This is a genomic window from Zobellella taiwanensis, assembly GCF_003012795.1.
In the GTDB taxonomy this organism is placed as follows: domain Bacteria; phylum Pseudomonadota; class Gammaproteobacteria; order Enterobacterales; family Aeromonadaceae; genus Oceanimonas; species Oceanimonas taiwanensis.
Genome location: NZ_PXYH01000008.1, coordinates 103,409 through 122,305 on the forward strand (window position 1 = coordinate 103,409; position 18,897 = coordinate 122,305).

Here is an 18,897-nt window from a genome sequence, read left to right on the forward strand (position 1 = left end):
CTCCTCAGCCCAGGGCCACTTCGTAGCCGGTAAACTTGCGCAGGTTGATCACCCCGCTGTCGAAGATCAGGTACTGGCCCTTGATGCCGAGCAGGGTGCCGGACACCACCGGGTTCTTGTCGAAGTTGTGGCTGGCGATCTTCTTTGGGTACTCCAGCACCGGGTAATCGAGTCCGACCACGGGTTCATCCAACGGGGTGATGGCCTCTTCGCCATAGCGCAGCGCCAGTTCGGCCAGTTTTTCCTTAATTTCCGGCAGCAGCCGGGCGGCTTCGGCCTTGAGGTCGAGCGGGGTTTCGTCACCCTTGAGCATGGCCCGCCAGTTGGTCTTGTCGGCCACCATCTCGGCCAGGGCTACTTCCACCAGGCCGGAGATCTGGCGGCTGGCCACCCGCAGTATGGGCAGCGCCTGGGTGGCGCCCTGGTCGATCCAGCGGGTGGGCACCTGGCTGGCCCGGGTAATGCCCACCTTGAGGCCCGAGGTGTTCGCCAGGTAAACGATATGGGGCACCATGCAGTGGCGCTCGCCCCATTCGGGCTCGCGGCAGCTGCCTTCGAAATAGTGGCAGGTCTCCGGCTTCATCACGCACATGTCGCAACGGGCCAGCTTTTTCATGCAGGGAAAACAGTGCCCCTGGGCGAAACTCTTGCTGGTTTTGCGGCCGCAGGCGTCGCAGTAGATGTTGCCGGTGTGGCTGAGGGTGAGCGGCTGGCCGAGCCGGCCGTTCAGGTCCACCCTGTGTTCGCCCAGGGCCAGCTGGTAGGCCACGGGCCGGTCCAGGCTGGCCGGCATCTTGACCAGGGTTCCGGTGATCTTGCTCATGCTGTGTCGTTATCGGTAGTGGATGGCGCCGTTACTTTAACAGCCCGAGCGGGACGGTGCATCCGCCGCCAGCTCCCGGGGTCGCTGCTCGATAAAGTCCACCACACCATCGGCGGTGATCTGCTGCACCAGCACCGGCTCGCCCTGCTCGTTGAAGCGGACATGGCCGATGCCGGCGCGGTTGAGCAGCCGTTCGCCCCGGGATGCGCCCAGCGGCGGATGGGGGGTAATTTCCAGCCGGCGGCGGCGGGTAAACCAGTTGAGCGGCGAGCGGGGCGCATACAACCAGCGGTTGAGCCGGTCCAGCACATCCAGCAGACGGTGCGGAAACTCGTTCTTGATGCCGCTGCTGGTGATCTGCCACAGGTGCGGATCCCCCTTCTGGTAGCGAAGCCGGATGTCGTACATAAAGGAATAATGCACATCGCCCGACAGGATGACGTAGTTGGCCGGGGTGCGGGTATGACGGAAAATGTTGAGGATGACGTTGGCGGTGCCCTGATGCGCCATCCAGTTTTCCGCATCCACCAGCAGCGGCTTGCCGAACCAGGTGAAGATTTTCTGGATCACCTCGATAAGCTTGACCCCGAACACCGGCGTGGGCGATACCACCACCACGGCGTCGTGGTGCAACAATTCGCCCTGCAACTCGGTCAGCGCCTCCCAGTCCATCAGGCCGGAGGGACGGTTAAAGTTGGACTCGGCCCGCCAGCGGCGGGTGCGGGTGTCGAGCACCAGCAGCTTGGGGCTGGTGTCCAGGCTGTACTGCCAGCCGTCGAAACGCAGCAGGCAGTCGATCAACCGATCCTGGCATTCTCCGCCGGGCCGCTCGCTCCAGTCCCGCAGCCGCTGCATCGGCTCGCCCTTGAAGGCATCGGGTGCATTGCCCCAGCCCTGGCAGAGCAGGTAACCCACCAGGGCATTGCCGATAATGCGCCGGGAAAAGGGATGGCCATAGGCGGTTTCTTCCCAGGCGGCGGTCAGGTTCCAGTCGTCGGTCACATCGTGATCGTCGAAGATCATCATGGTCGGCAGGTGGGCGAGCAGGCGGCGCACCGCCGGCAGGCCGGCAACAAAGGCCTCCAGTCGCTCCCGTTCCCGCTGGTAGCGCGCGGCCAGTTCGCCGTCCAGCCCCGGGCGGGCCGAGGGCAGCCCGCGCCAGGGCTCGGCCGACCACACCAGCAGGTACATGGCCAGCATCTCAGACAGGGTGATCAGGTGGTTGGCGGCGCTGCTGGTGGTAAAAATGGGCTTGCGCGCGCCCTCGAAAAACCGTTTCTGCAACGGCAGGTTGGCCTCGGTGCTGGGCAGCAGCTCATGGCGCCGGTAGTAGTTGAGCGGACTGGCGAACAGTTCGGCGCTGTCGGCCACCAGAGCGCCCTCCAGCCGTTCCGGATAGAGTCCCAGCTCATCAATCAGCTGGTGGATGGCTGTCAGCATGGGGCCGGCAACGTCATCCGCATAGATCTGATCGCCACTCAGCATCAGCAGTGCCGGGCGCTGTTCCGGCCGCTGCCGGCGCCCCTGCAGCCAGCCATCCGCCGCCACCAGGCCATCCGCCGCCCCGTGATGGGGTTTACGGCAGGAGCCGTGCAGCATGTCGTCCAGCCGGCTGCGGATCACCAGGCTGGGCAGGGTCTCGCCCGGATAGCACAGTTCCTGCCCCCAGTTGGCCATGCCCTGCCACTCCCGCTCCCCGTCCTGGCGCCATTGCAGGTCGTAGGGCAGCAAGGTGTCTTCCGGCAAGGGCTGTTCCAGAGCCACATCCAGCAACTGGATAAAGCAGCGCTCGCCCACTTGCAGCTGGTGCTGCTGGCCGGCGTCCAGCAGCACCGGCTCCCGCTCGGGCAGCAACAGGCGAAAACTCAGGGGCTCCCGGCTGGCCAGCCAGAAGACCAGCCGGTCTGGACGGCAGCGGCGCAACACGGGGCCGGCAAGGATGGTGGAGGCCATGGCACTCTCGGTAAATAGGTAATGGGGCCATGATAACGGCAGCCCGCAAGCGTTGAAAAGGCGCCAGCGCCCCAAACCGCGATCCCGCCGGCGGTGAACCCCGGGAGGCCGAGGTTCCGCACGGAGCGAGATTGCACATTTATGTGCCAACTCGAATGACATGGATAAGACAAAATGATAAAAACATGTAAACAAAACAAAAGGGCGAGATCAAGGATGAAGCAACTTTCCATCAGGCAAAAAATTCTGCTGCTGGCCCTGCTGCCGCTGGCCCTGCTGGCCGCCGTCAGTACCTGGGTCAATGTTTCCCAGTCCCTGCATCTCAAGGCGCTGAGCGGGGAAAGCCTGCACCGTTCCCTGTTCGAAGCGCGCAAGGATCAGCTGGCCAACTACATGGAGCTGGCCCTGTCCGGCATAGCGCCGTTGCTGGCGCAGGGCGAAACCGACGCCGCCAAGGATCAGCTGCGCCGGCTGCGCTTTGACGACGGCACCGGTTATTTCTTTGTCTACAACCTGCAGGGCGTGCAGGTGGTGAGCGCCGACAACCCGGCCCGGGAAGGCAACAACTACCTCAATTCCACCAGCCCCGACGGCCGCCATCTGGTACAGGAGTATGTCGCCCTCGGTCGCCAGGGCGGCGGCTATGTGGAATACAGCTGGCCCAAACCCGATACCCAGCAGGGCGCGCCCAAGCTGGCCTACATAGCCCCGGTGCCGGGCACCGACTGGCTGCTCGGCACCGGCTTTTATATCGACGATCTGCAGGCCACCGTGGCCGGGCTGGAGCAGGAGCTGTCGGATTCGGTGCGCCAGGGCCTGATCAACTCGGCCCTCTCGGCCACCCTGCTGCTGGCGCTGATCGCCGCCGCCGGCCTGATCATGGCCCGCAGTATTCACCATCCCATCCGCCAGGCAGTGTCGACCATGCAGGACATCGCCCAGGGCGAAGGCGATCTGACCCGCCGCCTCGATGCCGACCATGGCCACGAGCTGGGCACCCTGGCCCGCTCCTTCAACCAGTTTGCCGGCCAGATCAGCGAACTGGTGCAAAGCACCCGCCAGTCGGCGGATACCCTGCAGGAGGCCAGCGCCGAGCTGCAACGCTTTATGGATGAAACCGAAGCGGGCATTGGCCGCCAGCACCACGAAAGCGACCAGCTCGCCACCGCCATGAACCAGATGTCGGCCACCGCCCAGGAGGTGGCCGCCAGTGCCGCCCGCGCCGCCGATGCCGCCCAACAGGCGGAAACCCAGGTGGGCGATGCCCAGCGGCTGCTGCAAGGGGCCATAGGGGTGATCGACGGCCTCGAGCACCAGGTCGCCGGCGGGGTCGATATTATCCAGCGGCTGGGGCAGGAGTCGGAGCAGATCGGTACCGTGCTGGACGTGATCCGCGGCATCGCCGAACAGACCAACCTGCTGGCGCTCAACGCCGCCATCGAGGCGGCCCGGGCCGGTGAACAGGGGCGCGGCTTCGCGGTGGTGGCCGACGAGGTACGCACCCTGGCCGGACGCACCCAGGCCAGCACCGAGGAGATCCACAACATGATCACCCGGCTGCAGCAGGGTGCCAAGGAGGCGGTGCAGGCGATAGAAAGCATCCGCGATCGCAGCAGCCACACCGTGACCGAAGCCAGGCGCATCGACGAGGCGCTGCTCGACATCGGCACCGCGGTGAACACCATCAATACCATGAACGCCCAGATCGCCAGCGCGGCGGAAGAGCAGACCCAGGTGTCGGAAAGCATCAACACCAACGTGCACCAGATAGTGGCCATCGCCGAACAGACCAACGCCGGCTCCAGGGCCGCCAGCCAGACCAGCCGGGAAGTGGGCCAGCTGGCCGGGCACCTGCAGCAGCTGGTGGGCCGCTACCGGGCCTGACGCCGGCCGGCGAGCTGCACCGCGAGGAAGCTCAGCATAAAGGCGACAATGGCCAGGCTGGTCAGGTAGGCGCTCAGCTGGGGCCAGAACGGACGCCCCAGCAGGCCGAGCTGCAACAGGCCAAGGGGCAGGTACAGCACCTTGTGGAAGTGGCAGCCGGTGTTCAGCAACGCCGGCACTATCACCGGCGCGTGGCCGAACACCATGGCCATCACAAAGCCCAGCAGTACGCCGTGCAACGCCATGTCCGGCGACACTCCGAGCAACCACAGCAGGCCGCTGACCAGCAACCAGCCGTAGCCCGCCAGCAGGCAGGCGGCGACATAACGCGGCAGGCCGGTACCGCGGATGGTGCGGCGGGCGATGTCGAAGCGCAGCAGCCAGGCTCCCAGCCCGATCAGGGCGGCCCCCAGCCAGAGATGGCCGAAAGGCAGCCAGGGCGCCGCCAGCAGCGCCCATGCCAGCACCAGGAACAGCCGCCGGGCCCACAGGGGCTTGGGCAACAGGCGCGAAAGCTCCAGCCGTTCGGCGGCGATGGTCAGCACCAGGAACACCACCCAGGCTCGCAGCACGGCCGCATCCATGCCCGCCAGCCACCAGGACAGGTTGCCCAGCAGCAGGGCCGCACAGGCCAGTACCAGCAACAGGGTAAAATCCTGGGGTTGGCGGCGCCACAGCAGCGCCGAGACCAGCGTCATGCCCAGCGCCAGCAGGGCATAGAGGGGAGCGGCCAGGGCCGGCTGCCACCACAGGCTGGCACTGGCCAGCAGGCCGCACAGGGGCACCAGCCAGCCACGCCGGTCGCCCAAGGCGGCGCAGCGTTCACAACTGATCAGGGTGGCAAAAAAGCCGTTGACCATCAGCACGCCATGAAACGCCAGGCCGGTCTGGGTCAGCGGCAGCCAGTCGGCTCCCAGCCGCCAGGCGCCGCCACCCACCGCCAGCAGCAGCAATATCATCAGGGGAAACAGCAACAACAGCATGAACGTCTCCGCTCGGGTCCAAGGATCAGGGTTCCATGATAGCGGCATCCGCCGGCCGCCGCCTTGCGCTGTCGCAAAAAAGCCGTCATCGGTAAGGGCTGGCCAGCGCCGGCCGCCTTCTTTACTATGGCGGCTCAGTCTCTTGCGGAACCGCCCCATGCGTGAAAAACTCGAACAACGTTCCTTTCTGTTTATGCTGCTGCTGGTCAGCCTGCTGTTCGGGCTGGTGCTCAAACCCTTCTGGGGCGCCATTTTCTGGGCCTGTGCCATCAGCGTGATCTTTTACCCGTTGCAGGAGCGGATACTGCTCCGCCTTGGTCCCAGGCCCAACAGCGCCGCCCTGCTGACCCTGCTGATCTGCGTGGTGATAGTGGTGCTGCCGGTGCTGGTGATCGCCACCTCCTTTGTGCAGGAAGGGCTGGCCTTCTACCAGCGTATCGATCGGGGCGAAATCAACCCGGGGCGGGTGCTGGAGCAAATCCGCACCGCCTTTCCGCTGCTGCCCGAACTGCTAGAGCGGCTCGGCATCGACATCGACAGCATCCGCCAGAAGCTCTCCGAAGCGGCGGTTGCCGGCAGCCGGCTGCTGGCGGAAAAGGCGCTGACCGCCGGCCAGAGTACTTTCGGCTTTATCATGAACGTGGCGCTGATGCTGTATCTCAGCTTTTTCCTGCTGCGCGACGGCCATCAGTTGACCGAATTGCTGGTCAAGGCGCTGCCGCTGGGGGACGAGCGCGAACGCAAGTTGTTCGCCAAATTCTCGGAGGTGACCCGGGCCACGGTGAAGGGCAATATCCTGGTGGCCATGGCCCAGGGAGCGCTCGGCGGCTTCATCTTCTGGGCGCTGGAAATACCGGGCCCCCTGCTGTGGGGGGTGGTCATGGCCTTCCTGTCGCTGATCCCGGCCATCGGCGCCGGCCTGGTGTGGCTGCCGGTGGCCATTTACCTGTACGCCACCGGCGACTGGATTGCCGCCACCGTGCTGGTAGCCTTCGGCGCCCTGGTGATCGGCCTGGCCGACAACGTGTTGCGTCCGCTACTGGTGGGCCGGGACACCAAGCTGCCCGACTATGTGGTGCTGTTTTCCACCCTCGGCGGGCTCAGCCTGATGGGCATCAACGGCTTCGTCATCGGCCCCTTGGTGGCGGCCCTGTTTCTGGTGTTCTGGGATATTTTCATGCGCGAGTTCAATCAGTCGCACTGACCCTCACTGCCACCCCAGCCGGGCCCGCAGCGCCGGGCTCATCAGCTCCGGGCTCCAGGCCGGCTGCCAGACCAGCCGCACCTCTGCCTGCTGGCCCGGCTCGCACAGCCCGGCCAGTTGCTGCTCCACCTGCCCCCGGATCCAGTCGCCCATGGGGCAACTGGGCGAGGTCATGGTCATGGTCACCGCCAGTCGCGATGGCTCGATCTCGACGCCGTACACCAGCCCCAGCTCGATGATGTTCTCCCCCACTTCGGGATCCAGCACCGCGCTGAGCGCCTCCCGCACCCTTTGTTCCGTTACCATGGCTGCCTGCCCCTTCCGCGTGTGAAAAGCCGATTATCCGCAGTGTCCGGCGCCGGTGCAAGCGGGCTCAGGCCCGGAGCCGCGCCAGGCTGGCCGCCAGTTGGCCGGCAATCCGCGCCACCCGGTCCCGATCCTGTCCCAGGGTGTCGAGCTGGTGGCGGGAGCTGTCGGCCTGCTCCAGCAGCCGGGCCAGGCTCAGGTTGAGATCCGCCATCGCCTGTTCCTGCTCCGCCACGGCTCCCGCCAGTTGCCGGTTCATGCCGCTGATCCGCGCCATCCGCTGCAGTATGTTGTCGAGCGCCTGCATGCCGGCCCGCACGCCGGAGGCCGCCTCGGCACTGGCGGCGGCGTTGCGCGCCATCATGCCCATGCTGCGGCCGACCCGCTCGGACAGGGTGTCGATCATCTGCTGGATATCCCGGGTCGCCGCCTGGGTGCGCGCGGCCAGGGTACGCACCTCGTCGGCCACTACCGCGAAACCGCGCCCCTGTTCACCGGCCCGGGCCGCCTCGATGGCGGCGTTGAGCGCCAGCAGGTTGGTCTGTTCGGAAATCGCCTTGATGGTTTCCGCCACTGTGCCAACCCGAGCCAGGGTGTCGCCCAGCACCCGGGAGTCGCTGCTGGCATCCTCGGTATCGGCCACCAGTTGCTCCATGCCCTGCATGGCGGCCGCCATGTGCCGGCCGGCACTGCGGGCCTCGTCATGGGTCTGTCCGGCCAGGTGTTCGGCCTGGCGGGAGTGGTCGCCCACCTGGCCGATGGCCTCGTTCAGCCCGGCCACCGTCTGGCGGCACAGAGCCACCTGGCGATGCTGGGCACCCACTTCTTCACCGGCCCGGCCAACTGCGGCGCCGATGTTGTCCACCGCGCCACGCAGGCCGCCGGCCGAGCGCTCCATCAATTCGAAGGTGGCGGCCAGGTGCTCCAGGGTCGTGTCGATGGCCGTGCCGATCTTGCCGAACTCGTCGGCGCCGGAAAAACCGACCCTCTGCTCCAGCCCGCCCCGGGCCACCCGGGCCATCATCGCCTCGATATGGGCCAGCAGCGGCAGCAGGTTGGCGCTCACCGCCCGGGCCAGCAGCCACAGCAGCAGGATCACCGACGCCACGGCCCCCGCCACCGGCAGCATACTGTCGTCCGGCCCGGCCTGGGCCCGCCACAACCGCCAGTAGCCGTAGAGCAGCGCCAGCAGGGCCAGGGTCGCCAAATAGCAGGCCAGCATCAGCTTGTGCCTGAGCGGGATATTCATCAGCAGCCGGTCGCGCCAGCCCACATTGAGTGCATCCATGCCATTACCTTTATGAAAAGTATTTTCACATAGAAATAACATGGGGTTTGGCTCCCCACAAGCGCCGGGAGCCCGCCGGCGGGGATTTTTGTTATGCACAAAGGCCATCCCAAAGGCAGGGCGGCCAATAACCTGGCCGTTGCCCGGGCTCGGATACCGGTGGGAGACAGGCAGGAGGGGAAGCGGCGGGGACAGCCGCATATTGAGGCGGGCGGGTGCAGCCCTGAGGCGCCACGCCCCGGACCGGCCGGGGCGTGAACAAGACGGACTCAGCCCAGTTCGACGGTCAGCCGGACGGACTCGTCGAAGAAGAATTCATCACAGTTGTTGCCCGGACCGCTGCGATCCACCACCAGGAACTCGTCGTTGTCGCGCAGCGCCATGATCGGATGGTGCCACACGCCCCTGTGGTAGTTCACGCCCTGGCGACCGCTGGCGCGGAAGGCGCGCACGGTGGCCGGGTCAATGTTCATGCTGCCGTCGCCCACCGGGGCAACCACCAGCAGGAAGTCGTGGCCGAACAGCGGAATAAAAGACTGGGAGCCGAACGGATGGCGCTCCAGCATTTTGATCTGCAGCGGGTATTCCAGGGTCTTGGCACGGAAGATGCTAATGATGCCCTGGCCCTGCTCGTCCAGCTGTACTTCGCCCAGCTTGTGGTAACGCTGAGTGGAGCCGTTGTTGATCATGAAATAGTCACGACCTTCGGATTCGATGACGTCGCCAAAGGGAGCGAAGGCTTCCTTGGTCAGCGGCTCGATCTTGAGAGTTTTGATCATTGCTGCCTCCTGCAGAGAAGAAAGAAGGCAGGGCCTGCAGGCCCCGCCGGCCATGTTACATGTCGCTCAGACGGAACAGGGCAATCTTGTTGATCTCTTTCACGGCGCGATCAAACTCGGTGTCGTAGTCGTTGTGGATACGCTCTTCAAAGGCCGCCAGGATCTGGTGACGGTTGGAGCCTTTTACCGCCATGATGAAAGGAAAGGCGAACTTTTCCTTATAGGCATTGTTCAGCTCGGTAAAGCGGGCAAACTCCTCCGCCGTGCACTGGTTGATACCGGCGCCGGCCTGCTCGTTGGTGGAGGCTTCGGTCAGTTCGCCGCGCTGGGCGGCCTTGCCGGCCAGATCCGGGTGAGCATTGATCAGGTCCAGCTGGGCTTGCCTGTCGGCAGCCAGCAGCACCTGGCACATGCGGCCGTGCAGTTGCTCAACCTCGTTGTCGGCCTCGGTCAGGCCCTGGTCAAAGGTCTGCTCGGCCACCCAGGGAGAGTGCTCGTAAATGTCGGCGAAGGTAGCCACGAATTGGTCGCGGCCCAGGGTGCTGGGCGTACAGGTTTTGAACCGGCTCATTACTTGTTTCCTTTATAGGGGTGGTGCTCGTGCCAGTGCTTGGCAATGTCGACGCGGCGGGTGAACCACACCTTGTCGTGGCTGCGCGCGTACTTGATGAAGCGCTCCAGGCCCGCCATCCGGCCGGGGCGGCCCAGCAACCGGCAGTGCATGCCGATGGACAGCATCTTGGGCGCTTCGGCGCCTTCTTCATAGAGTACGTCGAAGGCATCCTTCAGATACTGGTAAAACTCCTCGCCGGTGTTGTAGCAGCCCTGGCCGAAACGCATGTCGTTGGTATCCATGGCGTAGGGAATCACCAGGTGGCCCTTGCCCTTGTTGTCGACCCAATAGGGCAGATCGTCACCGTAGGAGTCGGAATCGTAGAGAAAACCGCCCTCTTCCATCACTATTTTGCGGGTGTTGGGGCTGTCGCGCCCGGTGTACCAGCCCAGCGGGCGCTGGCCACAGACCCGCTCGAAGATCTCCAGCGCCTGGTGCAGTTGCTCCCGTTCTTCCTGCTCGCTCATGAACTGGTAGGTGATCCACTTGTAGGCGTGGGAGCAGATTTCGTGTCCCTCATCCATGAACGCCCGGGCGATCTCCGGATAGCGCTCGATGGCGGTCGCCACGGCGAAGATGGTCAGCGGTATGTCGTAGCGCTTGAACAGGCGCAGCAGGCGCCATACGCCGGCCCGGCTGCCGTATTCATAGATGGATTCCATGCTCATGTGGCGCACGTCGGGCCAGGACACCGCCGAGGGCATCTCGGACAGGAAAGATTCGGACTCGCCATCCCCGTGCAGTACGTTGCGTTCGCCGCCCTCTTCGTAGTTCAGCACGAAGGAAATCGCAATGCGGGCGTCGCCGGGCCATTTTGGGTGAGGAGGGTTGGCTCCATACCCGATGAGGTCACGGGGATAGTCTTGATACTGGCTCATCGGAAAACTCCTTGAAGAGAGGGTTAAAACACCGGCCGAAACAAGCTTGACGGGGGCTTGCCGGTCATTTTGATGACAATCATTGTATACAATAAAAACAATATATGTAAATAACAGGTTTAGTTTTTGTATCAGATCTTACCCTGAAACCTTGCTTTAGACTATCAAAGCAAAGACAATCTGCGATGATCAAAATAGCTTTCAGCTTTGTAGACCGTTTACTCGGGCTTATTGTACACATTGTTGTTAATTCAATGTAGACGAGCTGTTTTATTTTGATGTAAAATTAGTTCTGTCGACGCCCGCGCCGACAGTACCTTGGATCAACAGAGACGCGTATCACGCGCAAGGTAACGACACAATGGGAAGATTGACTACACACGTACTGGATACTGCCAAGGGCCTGCCCGGCACCGACATCAAAGTGGAACTGTATCGGGTGGAGGGCGAGAGCACCACACTGCTCAACACCGTTTACACCAACCACGACGGCCGTACCGATGCGCCCATCCTGGCAGGAGACGACTATGTGGCCGGTAAATACCAGCTGGTCTTTCACACCGCCGGTTACTTCAAAAAACAAGGTATAGCGCTGCTCGAGCCTGCCTTTCTGGATGACGTCGTCATCCGTTTCGGCATCGCCGACGGCGAAGAGCACTACCACGTACCCCTGCTGATTGCGCCCTACAGCTACTCTACCTACAGAGGCAGCTAACGGGTTGCAGCAGCCATGCCAATGCCGTGGACGAAGGAAAATCGTGCGGCATTGGCAGTCTGCCACTCAACCTACTCGAGGACCTCAGGTCATGGAAAACATCAAGAATGAGCCTGCCAGCCAGGCACTTCCCGCCGGCAGCGGACTGCTGGACCGACTGTTCAAGCTCAGCGCCCACGGCACTACGGTTAAAACCGAACTGGTCGCCGGACTGACCACCTTTATCACCATGGCGTACATCATCTTCGTCAACCCCAATATCATGTCCGCCTCGGGCATGGATGCGGGCGCGGTGTTTGTGGCCACCTGCATCGGCGCCGCCATCGCCACCCTGTTCATGGGACTGTACGCCAACTGGCCGGTCGGCCTGGCGCCGGGCATGGGCCTGAACGCCTTTTTCGCCTTCACCGTGGTCGGGGAAATGGGCTATAGCTGGGAAGTGGCGCTGGGCGCCGTATTCTGGTCCGGCATCATCTTTACCGCCATGAGCTTCTGGAAAATCCGCGAGTGGGTACTCGACGCCATTCCCGAATCCCTGCGCTACGCCATGACCGCGGGCGTGGGCCTGTTCCTGGGCCTGATCGGTCTGAAAACCGCCGGCATAGTGGTGGAAAGCCCGGCCACCCTGGTGACCCTGGGCGACTTCACCAAGCCCAGCGCCCTACTCGCCGCCGTCTGCTTCCTGATCATTTCCGTCCTGGTCCACCGCCGGGTGTTCGGTGCCGTGCTGATCGGCGTGATGAGCGTCACCCTGATCGGTCTAGGCCTGGGCATAGTGGAATACAACGGCATCTTCGCCATGCCGCCGAGCATTGCCCCCACCTTCATGAAACTGGACATCATGGGCGCGCTGGACATCGGCATGATCACCGTGATCCTCGCCTTCCTGTTCGTCAACATGTTCGATACCGCCGGCACCCTGATGGGCGTGGCCGAGCGCGCCAACCTGCGCCGCCCGGACGGCTCCATCGAAGGCCTGAAAAAATCCCTCAAGGCCGACAGTGCCTCTTCCGTGATCGGCACCTTCGTCGGTTGCCCGCCGGTCACCAGCTATGTGGAAAGCTCGGCCGGCGTGGCCGCCGGAGGCCGCACCGGCCTGACCGCCGTTACCATCGCCGTGTTGTTTCTGGTGTCCATCTTCCTGGCGCCCCTGGCCGGCATGATACCGCCCTACGCCACCGCCGGCGCCCTGATTTTCGTGGCCTTCGCCATGATGAGCAGCATGGCCAAGATCGAATGGGACGACTACACCGAAATGGCGCCCGCCGCGGTGACCGCGCTGATGATGCCGCTGACCTTTTCCATCGCCAACGGCATCGCCATGGGTTTTGTCACCTATGCGGTGCTGAAGGTGGCCACCGGCCACGCCAGCAAGGTATCCATCGGCGTCTATGTGCTGAGCGCCATCTTTATCGCCAAGTTCGTGTTTATGTAAACACGGGCGGCTTGGCACCCAACCCAAAAACCACCGGTGCCAGCCGGTGGTTTTTTTGTTTCCGTCCACGTCTCAGCCCGGCAGTGTCGCCCGCCGCCGCACCATGGGGCCACATCAGGCCACAGACGTGTTTTAATAAGGGATATCCGGCGGGCCCGGCGCCCGCTCCGCCACCACAGGGGGATGGAAGATGAACGACGGGGGAAAGCCCGGTGCGGCCTGGAGACGGCTCTTTCCTTTTCTGCAATGGGCCGCCATGGTCAACGGCCGCACTCTGCGCGCCGATGCCCAGGCCGGCCTGACCAATGCCATCATAGTGCTGCCCCAGGGGGTGGCCTATGCGCTGATCGCCGGCCTGCCCCCCGAGTTCGGCCTTTACGCCGCCATTATTCCGGCCATCATCGCCGCCCTGTTCGGCTCCTCCTGGCACCTGATCTCAGGCCCGACCGCCGCCATGTCGGTGGTGGTGTTCACCGCGGTCAGCCCGCTGGCCGAGCCGGGCAGCGATCTGTTCATCAAGCTGGCGCTGACCCTGACCCTGATGAAGGGAGTCTTCCAGCTGCTGCTGGCCATGGCCCGGCTCGGCGTGCTGGTCAACTTCGTCTCCCATTCCGTGGTGATCGGCTTTACCGCCGGCGCGGCGGTGCTGATCGCGGTCAGTCAGTTGCCCGGGCTGCTCGGCCTGGCGCTGGCCACCGACGGCTCTGTGCCTGAGACCCTGCGGCAGTTGATCCTGCACCTGTCCGAGGTGAACCCCTACAGCCTGGGCATCGGCCTGCTGACCCTGCTCTGCTGTGTTCTGATCCGCCATTACCGGCCCCGCTGGCCGAACATGTTGCTGGCGCTGATCATCGCCGCGCTGGCCACCGCCCTGGTCGATCCCGGCCGGCAACACATTGCCCTGCTCGGCGCCATTCCCGCCGGCCTGCCGCCCTTCAGCCTGCCCGACTTCAGCCTGGGCAGCATCAGCGCCCTCGCCTCCGGCGCCCTGGCCATCAGCCTGCTCGGCCTGGTCGAAGCCGCCTCCATTGCCCGGGCAGTGGCCAGCCGCTCCCACCAGCGGCTGGACGGCAACCAGGAGTTTGTCGGCCAGGGGCTGTCGAATGTGGTCGGCGCCTTTTTTTCCTGTTATGCCTCGTCCGGTTCCTTTACCCGCACCGGCGTCAACTATACCTCAGGCGCCAGAACCCCGCTGGCGGCGGTGTTCGCCTCCCTGTTCCTGCTGCTGATCCTGCTGTTGGGCTCCGATCTCACCGCCTGGCTGCCCATGCCCGCCATGGCCGGCCTGCTGCTGCTGGTGGCCTGGAACCTGGTCGACTTCCACCATATCCGGCTGATCGTGCGGGCCGCTCGCTCCGAAGCCACTGTACTGCTGGTAACCTTTGCCGCCACCCTGCTGGTGGCGCTGGAGTTCGCCATCTATGCCGGCGTGCTGCTGTCCCTGGTGTTCTATCTCAAGCGCACGTCCCAACCGCGCATCGTTTCCATGCTGCCGGATCCGGACGCCAGGCATCCCGTCTTCGTCAGCGCCGAGCAACGACGCCTGCCCTACTGCCCCCAGTTGCGCATCATCCGCATCGAAGGCTCCCTGTTCTTCGGGGCGGTCAACCATGTGCAGGAATACCTGCAAAACATCCGCGAGCCCCGGCTGCTGATCCTGGGCAGCGGCATCAATTTCGTGGACATCGTCGGCGCCGAGATGCTGGTACAGGAAGCCCGCCGCCGTCGGGCCGAGGGCGGTGACCTGTATTTTGCCAACCTCAAGGAAGGGATCCAGCGCTTCCTGGATCGCAACCAATTGCTCGAGGAACTGGGCAGGGACCATATTTTTCCCAACAAAGGCCGGGCCATCCACCACATCTATGACCGGCTGGATCCGGCGGTGTGCAAAACCTGCACCGCCCGTATCTTCAAGGAGTGCCACCTGGCACCACCTGGCACGGTCGCCGGGCAAGAGGATTCATAGTGGTCGTGCGTTGCCTGTTCATCGGCTTCAAAACCTCGCCGCCTTGTGAAAACCTGTTCATCGCCGCCGAGGCTGAGCCAGGTCAAGGACAAGCCCCGGCGGCGGCGCCATACTGTTAGCCACAGGCCAACCATTGCAAGGAGTGCCCAGATGCTGCCCCAAGTGAACAAGATCCTTTACTGCACCGATCTCTCCAAAAACGCCTCCTACGCCTTCCAGTACGCCGTTTACCTGGCCAGGCAGACCGGCGCCGATATCCATGTGCTGAGCGTGGTGGAGCAGTTGTCCGGCGACGAGAAGCTGACCCTGCAGTCCTACATCCTCAACCAGAGCAGCCGGGAGGAATTCCTGCACCAGCGGCTCAACCATGCCAGGGAGCAATTGCAGCAACGCCAGGATTATTTCTGGGAGGTGATAGCCCCGAGCGAAAAGGCACTGCGCAGCAAAATCGTCGGCTGTGAGGTGGTCGAGGGCTACCCGGTGCAGACCATACTCCGGCGTTCCCGGGAGCTGGGTTGCGATCTTATCGTGATGGGCGCCCACGAAAAGGGCTGGCTGCACACCCTGCTCGGCAGCGTGGCCAAGAACGTGCTGCGGGAGTCGCGTATCCCCACCCTGATAGTGCCCCGGCCGGAAAAGAAAACGAGCTGATCCTCCCGCCATCAATCCCTCCGCAAAACAGGGGGTAGCGGCTTGGAGCACGGCAGGATATGGGAAAAAGCGGCGAGTAAGGAAACGCCCGGAGCGGCGGCAGGCGCGGCTCCAGGCACGGCATAAGGATCAGCGCCGGTTCTTTTTCACCACGCCGGAAAACACCACGTGCAAATCGGTGGAGGCGGATTCGCCGTCCAGGTTGAGTTTGGCCTCGATATGGTCCAGGTGTTCCTTCATCATGGCCACGGCCTTGTCCTTGTCGCCGTTTTCAATGGCCTTGAGCAGCTCTTCGTGTTCGTTGAAGGAGCAGTGGGCCTTATGGCCGACTTCGTACTGGGCGATGATCAGCGAGGTCTGGGACACCACGCTGCGCTGGAAATTCAGCAGGGGAGTATTGCCGGCCACATGCGCAAGCTCCAGGTGGAACTCACCGGAGAGACGGATACCCGAGCCCCGGTCGCCCCGGGCAAAGGCATCCTGCTCTTCCTGCACCATGGTGCGCAGCCGGCCCAGTTTTTCCGGAGTGGCATTTGCCACCGCCAGTTCGGTCACCGCCAGCTCCACCACCCGGCGGGCGGCGAAGATCTGCCGGGCTTCTTCCACGCTGGGCGCCGCCACCACGGCGCCGCGGTTGGGCCGGATGCTGACCACCTGCTCGTGGGACAGCCGCAACAAGGCGCGGCGGATAATGGTCCGGCTGACGCCGAAGATTTCGCCCAGGGCTTCCTCGCTGAGCTTGGTGCCGGGCGCCAGCCGCTGCTCGAGAATGGCATCGAAAATATGTTCGTAAACGATATCGTCCTGGGTGTTTGAGCTCGACTTGACAGGTCTTGGCTCCAGTTGACTGAGTGAACTCATGTTTAGGTTTCCAGTTACGGCCTGCATGTACGGCGATGTACCGCAATCCCTGCCTGTTAATTAAATTGTTATTAATGTCGTATACAATCTTACTGGGTTTTTAACGATTCGGCAGCCGGAATATCAAAGTCTGTGACTGAACACAAAAAACGCCCTCAACGGGCGTTTTCTGGCGAACCGCGGGCTTGGCCCGGGGCATTACGCATTTTTCCGGTGCAGGCAATTGCCGTAAACATAGGTTTCGGCCACTACCCTGTCGTCTCCGAGCATCATCAGTACAAAAAGTTGCTCGAAAAGATTGTGCGCATTGTTCATCCGCGCCTGCATCAGGGGTGTGGCGTGCAGGTCCAGCACCACGAAATCCGCCTCCTTGCCGACCTCCAGATTACCGATGCGATCCGCCAGCCGCAGGCTCTCGGCCCCCCCCAGGGTCGCCAGGTAGAACGCCTTTAGCGGATGCAGCTTCTGCTGCTGAAGCTGCAACACTTTATAGGCCTCGTTCATGGTCTGCAGCAGGGAAAAACTGGTCCCCGCACCGACATCCGTGCCCAGGCTGACATTAACGCCATGGCGTTCGAAACGGGCCAGGTTGAACAATCCTGAACCGAGAAAGAGGTTGGAGGTCGCGCAAAAGGAAACCCCGGAGCCGGTACCATGCAGCCGCTCGCACTCGTGATCATCCAAATGTACCGCATGGGCGAAAATGGAGCGCTCGCCGAGCAGGCCAAAATGGTCGTACACGTCCAGGTAGCCGTTTTGCTCCGGGAACAGCTCTGCGACCCATTCGATTTCCTTGCGGTTTTCAGACAAATGGGTCTGCATATAGACGTCGTCGTATTCCGCCAGCAGTCGGCCGGCTAGGGTCAGCTGTTCGGGAGTGCTGGTGGGCGCAAAGCGCGGCGTCACTGCGTACAACTGGCGGCCCTGGTTGTGCCAGCGCTCGATCAATTCCTTGCTGTCGGCATAGCCGGATTCCGGCGTGTCCAGCAGGTAGTCGGGGGCATGGCGATCCATCAGCACCTTGCCGGCGATCATGCGCATATTGCGTTGGTCCGATTCGCTGAAAAAGGCGTCCACTGCGGCCTTGTGCACTGTGCCGAACACCATGGCGGTGGTGGTGCCATTGCGCAGCAATTCATCCAGGAACAGGCCGGCAACCCGCCGCGCATGGTCGGGGTCGGCAAACTTGCGCTCTTCCGGGAAGGTATAGTTGTTGAGCCAGTCGAGCAGTTGCTCGCCGTAGGAGGCAATCATCTCGGTCTGGGTAAAATGGATATGAGTATCGACAAAGCCTGAGGTGATCAGTTTATGTTCGAAACGGACCAGCTCGATATCGGCGGGCTGGCGGGCCAGCACTTCCTCGGCCGGACCTATGTCGCGCACATGGCCGTCGGCCACCACCAGGACGCCGTCCGGATAGTAGGCATGGCTGGCCTCCAGGCCGACCCGGGCCGGATCGCCCAGGCTGTGCAAAATGGCGGCACGATACGCCTTTGGCTGCGTCATGGTCGTGCGTCTCCTTTCTTCAACTCTGAATTAAAGCGAATGGGCGGCGGCGGGTGCCACCGCTGTCATGAGGGCCGGCTCGGCCTGGTAGGCGGCGATCAGCTGGCCGGCCACCGACACCGCGATTTCCGCCGGGTGCTTGCCGCTCACTTCGGCCAGGCCGATGGGGCAGATCATCCGGGCCAGGGCCGCGTCGTCGAAGCCCCGCTCGCGCAGCCGGTAGTCGAAGCGCTTGCGCTTGGTGCGCGAGCCGATCACCCCGAAGTAGCGGGCGTCGTTGCGCTTGAGAATACGGGCGCACAGTTCCAGATCGAGCTGGTGGTTGTGGGTCATCACCAGGTAGAAGCTGCCGGGCGGCTGGTCGTCGACCTCGTCCACCGGATCCTCGCTCACCACCCGGGTGACACCGGCAGGCAGCTCGGCGGGAAACTCCTCGGCCCGCTCGTCTATCCAGGTGATGCGAAACGGCAGGGTCGCCACTATGTGCACCAGCGCCTTGGCCACATGGCCGGCGCCGAACAATACCAGGTGGTGGCGGGGCCGTACCACCGGCTCCAGCATGATGGTGGCCATGCCGCCGCAGCACTGGCCCAGGCTGGCCCCCAGGTTGAAGCGCTCGACCTTCATCTGCTGTTCGCCCCGGGCCAGCATGTCCCGAGCCAGTTCCAGCGCCTTGTATTCGAGGTGGCCGCCACCTATGGTGGCATGGCAGCCCTGTTCGGTCACCAGCATCTTGGTGCCGCTGTCCCGCGGGGTGGAGCCCTTGTGCTCCACCACCGTCACCAGCACACAGGGTTCCCCCTTCTGTTCCAGCTCGGCCAGCGCCTGAATCCAGTTATCCTTGAACATAGCTTACTCCTCGAAGACGATGGTTCCGCCACCGGCACTTGGCCTGTTGGCATGCAGAGAGGCAACAGGGCCACCTCCGCCGACACGCTGTGAATACATCCCTGTACGCTCGCACATGCCATCCCTGGCATGTGACGGTCGGCGGAGTAGTGCCCTTTGGCCGACCTTTAGCGCTGTACCAACAGTCAACACAAGCTCCTGAG

Annotated in this window: 17 protein-coding genes; 6 read left to right on the forward strand and 11 right to left on the reverse strand. The window is 63.4% G+C overall.

What is annotated here, in order from left to right:
* Positions 1-4: 4 nt before the first annotated feature.
* Both C7I36_RS07685 and C7I36_RS07690 read right to left on the reverse strand, forming a co-directional pair.
* Positions 5-823, reverse strand: coding sequence for a DUF2797 domain-containing protein (locus tag C7I36_RS07685; RefSeq protein ID WP_106453133.1), 819 nt, complete (start codon positions 821-823; stop codon positions 5-7).
* Between the two features lie 36 nt (positions 824-859).
* Entirely contained in the window at positions 860-2,776 is a 1,917-nt protein-coding gene (locus C7I36_RS07690) for an alkaline phosphatase D family protein (protein ID WP_106453134.1), read from the reverse strand.
* Between the two features lie 216 nt (positions 2,777-2,992).
* On the opposite strand from C7I36_RS07690, the gene C7I36_RS07695 reads away from it, so the two are divergent.
* A complete protein-coding gene (locus C7I36_RS07695; RefSeq protein ID WP_106453135.1) occupies positions 2,993-4,660 on the forward strand; it encodes a methyl-accepting chemotaxis protein in 1,668 nt (555 codons plus the stop codon).
* Here the strand turns inward: C7I36_RS07695 and C7I36_RS07700 are convergent.
* Positions 4,648-5,643 (reverse strand): hypothetical protein, encoded by a 996-nt coding sequence (locus tag C7I36_RS07700; protein WP_106453136.1) that lies wholly within the window; start codon positions 5,641-5,643, stop codon positions 4,648-4,650. The two genes, C7I36_RS07695 and C7I36_RS07700, sit on opposite strands and share 13 nt — an antisense overlap.
* A gap of 157 nt (positions 5,644-5,800) precedes the next feature.
* Here C7I36_RS07700 and C7I36_RS07705 point away from each other — a divergent pair, with 157 nt between their 5' ends.
* Positions 5,801-6,847: an AI-2E family transporter gene (locus tag C7I36_RS07705; protein WP_106453137.1), complete on the forward strand. Its 1,047-nt coding sequence runs from the start codon at positions 5,801-5,803 to the stop codon at positions 6,845-6,847.
* A 3-nt stretch (positions 6,848-6,850) separates the two neighbouring features.
* Here C7I36_RS07705 and C7I36_RS07710 read toward each other — a convergent pair whose 3' ends face one another.
* The 5 genes from C7I36_RS07710 to puuE all read right to left on the reverse strand — a co-directional run bounded on the left by C7I36_RS07710 (position 6,851) and on the right by puuE (position 10,711).
* Positions 6,851-7,153: a metal-sulfur cluster assembly factor gene (locus C7I36_RS07710; protein WP_106453138.1), complete on the reverse strand. Its 303-nt coding sequence runs from the start codon at positions 7,151-7,153 to the stop codon at positions 6,851-6,853.
* Positions 7,154-7,220: 67 nt separating this feature from the next.
* A complete protein-coding gene (locus C7I36_RS17555; RefSeq protein ID WP_106453139.1) occupies positions 7,221-8,441 on the reverse strand; it encodes a methyl-accepting chemotaxis protein in 1,221 nt (406 codons plus the stop codon).
* A 269-nt stretch (positions 8,442-8,710) separates the two neighbouring features.
* Complete coding sequence (locus tag C7I36_RS07720) at positions 8,711-9,220, reverse strand: ureidoglycolate lyase (protein ID WP_106453140.1); 510 nt, start codon at positions 9,218-9,220, stop codon at positions 8,711-8,713.
* Positions 9,221-9,275: 55 nt separating this feature from the next.
* On the reverse strand, positions 9,276-9,791 hold the full coding sequence (uraD, locus tag C7I36_RS07725; protein WP_106453141.1) for a 2-oxo-4-hydroxy-4-carboxy-5-ureidoimidazoline decarboxylase: 516 nt from the start codon (positions 9,789-9,791) through the stop codon (positions 9,276-9,278).
* The gene (puuE, locus tag C7I36_RS07730; protein ID WP_106453142.1) at positions 9,791-10,711 is read right to left on the reverse strand and encodes an allantoinase PuuE; all 921 of its coding nucleotides are present in this window, start codon (positions 10,709-10,711) and stop codon (positions 9,791-9,793) included. The genes uraD and puuE overlap by 1 nt, the downstream gene beginning before the upstream one ends.
* A 361-nt stretch (positions 10,712-11,072) precedes the next feature.
* Between puuE and uraH the strand changes: the two genes are divergently transcribed.
* From uraH to C7I36_RS07750, 4 genes are all read left to right on the forward strand, one after another.
* Positions 11,073-11,426, forward strand: coding sequence for a hydroxyisourate hydrolase (gene uraH / locus C7I36_RS07735; protein ID WP_106453143.1), 354 nt, complete (start codon positions 11,073-11,075; stop codon positions 11,424-11,426).
* A 91-nt stretch (positions 11,427-11,517) separates the two neighbouring features.
* Positions 11,518-12,861, forward strand: coding sequence for an NCS2 family permease (locus C7I36_RS07740; RefSeq protein WP_106453144.1), 1,344 nt, complete (start codon positions 11,518-11,520; stop codon positions 12,859-12,861).
* Between the two features lie 190 nt (positions 12,862-13,051).
* Positions 13,052-14,827, forward strand: a complete 1,776-nt coding sequence (locus C7I36_RS07745; protein WP_106453145.1) for a SulP family inorganic anion transporter — start codon at positions 13,052-13,054, stop codon at positions 14,825-14,827.
* Positions 14,828-14,977: 150 nt separating this feature from the next.
* Positions 14,978-15,478 carry a universal stress protein gene (locus C7I36_RS07750; protein WP_106453146.1) on the forward strand — a complete coding sequence of 167 codons (501 nt, stop codon included), beginning with the start codon at positions 14,978-14,980 and terminating at the stop codon, positions 15,476-15,478.
* A 129-nt stretch (positions 15,479-15,607) separates the two neighbouring features.
* On the opposite strand, the gene C7I36_RS07755 is transcribed toward C7I36_RS07750, so the two are convergent.
* The 3 genes from C7I36_RS07755 to xdhC form a co-directional block, all read right to left on the reverse strand.
* Positions 15,608-16,339: a GntR family transcriptional regulator gene (locus tag C7I36_RS07755; protein WP_106453147.1), complete on the reverse strand. Its 732-nt coding sequence runs from the start codon at positions 16,337-16,339 to the stop codon at positions 15,608-15,610.
* Positions 16,340-16,537: 198 nt separating this feature from the next.
* Positions 16,538-17,845 (reverse strand): guanine deaminase, encoded by a 1,308-nt coding sequence (gene guaD / locus C7I36_RS07760; protein ID WP_106453148.1) that lies wholly within the window; start codon positions 17,843-17,845, stop codon positions 16,538-16,540.
* Positions 17,846-17,875: 30 nt separating this feature from the next.
* Positions 17,876-18,694 carry a xanthine dehydrogenase accessory protein XdhC gene (xdhC, locus tag C7I36_RS07765; protein WP_106453149.1) on the reverse strand — a complete coding sequence of 273 codons (819 nt, stop codon included), beginning with the start codon at positions 18,692-18,694 and terminating at the stop codon, positions 17,876-17,878.
* Between the last annotated feature and the right edge of the window lie 203 nt (positions 18,695-18,897).

Coding starts and splice junctions, on each gene's coding strand:
- C7I36_RS07740 (WP_106453144.1), top strand. CDS start 11,518: ATGGAAAACATCAAGAATGAGCCTGCCAGCCAGGCACTTCCCGCCGGC.
- puuE (WP_106453142.1), bottom strand. CDS start 10,711: ATGAGCCAGTATCAAGACTATCCCCGTGACCTCATCGGGTATGGAGCC.
- C7I36_RS07755 (WP_106453147.1), bottom strand. CDS start 16,339: ATGAGTTCACTCAGTCAACTGGAGCCAAGACCTGTCAAGTCGAGCTCA.
- C7I36_RS07745 (WP_106453145.1), top strand. CDS start 13,052: ATGAACGACGGGGGAAAGCCCGGTGCGGCCTGGAGACGGCTCTTTCCT.
- C7I36_RS07705 (WP_106453137.1), top strand. CDS start 5,801: ATGCGTGAAAAACTCGAACAACGTTCCTTTCTGTTTATGCTGCTGCTG.
- C7I36_RS17555 (WP_106453139.1), bottom strand. CDS start 8,441: ATGGATGCACTCAATGTGGGCTGGCGCGACCGGCTGCTGATGAATATC.
- C7I36_RS07700 (WP_106453136.1), bottom strand. CDS start 5,643: ATGCTGTTGTTGCTGTTTCCCCTGATGATATTGCTGCTGCTGGCGGTG.
- C7I36_RS07690 (WP_106453134.1), bottom strand. CDS start 2,776: ATGGCCTCCACCATCCTTGCCGGCCCCGTGTTGCGCCGCTGCCGTCCA.
- C7I36_RS07710 (WP_106453138.1), bottom strand. CDS start 7,153: ATGGTAACGGAACAAAGGGTGCGGGAGGCGCTCAGCGCGGTGCTGGAT.
- C7I36_RS07685 (WP_106453133.1), bottom strand. CDS start 823: ATGAGCAAGATCACCGGAACCCTGGTCAAGATGCCGGCCAGCCTGGAC.
- C7I36_RS07750 (WP_106453146.1), top strand. CDS start 14,978: ATGCTGCCCCAAGTGAACAAGATCCTTTACTGCACCGATCTCTCCAAA.
- C7I36_RS07720 (WP_106453140.1), bottom strand. CDS start 9,220: ATGATCAAAACTCTCAAGATCGAGCCGCTGACCAAGGAAGCCTTCGCT.
- uraH (WP_106453143.1), top strand. CDS start 11,073: ATGGGAAGATTGACTACACACGTACTGGATACTGCCAAGGGCCTGCCC.
- xdhC (WP_106453149.1), bottom strand. CDS start 18,694: ATGTTCAAGGATAACTGGATTCAGGCGCTGGCCGAGCTGGAACAGAAG.
- uraD (WP_106453141.1), bottom strand. CDS start 9,791: ATGAGCCGGTTCAAAACCTGTACGCCCAGCACCCTGGGCCGCGACCAA.
- guaD (WP_106453148.1), bottom strand. CDS start 17,845: ATGACGCAGCCAAAGGCGTATCGTGCCGCCATTTTGCACAGCCTGGGC.
- C7I36_RS07695 (WP_106453135.1), top strand. CDS start 2,993: ATGAAGCAACTTTCCATCAGGCAAAAAATTCTGCTGCTGGCCCTGCTG.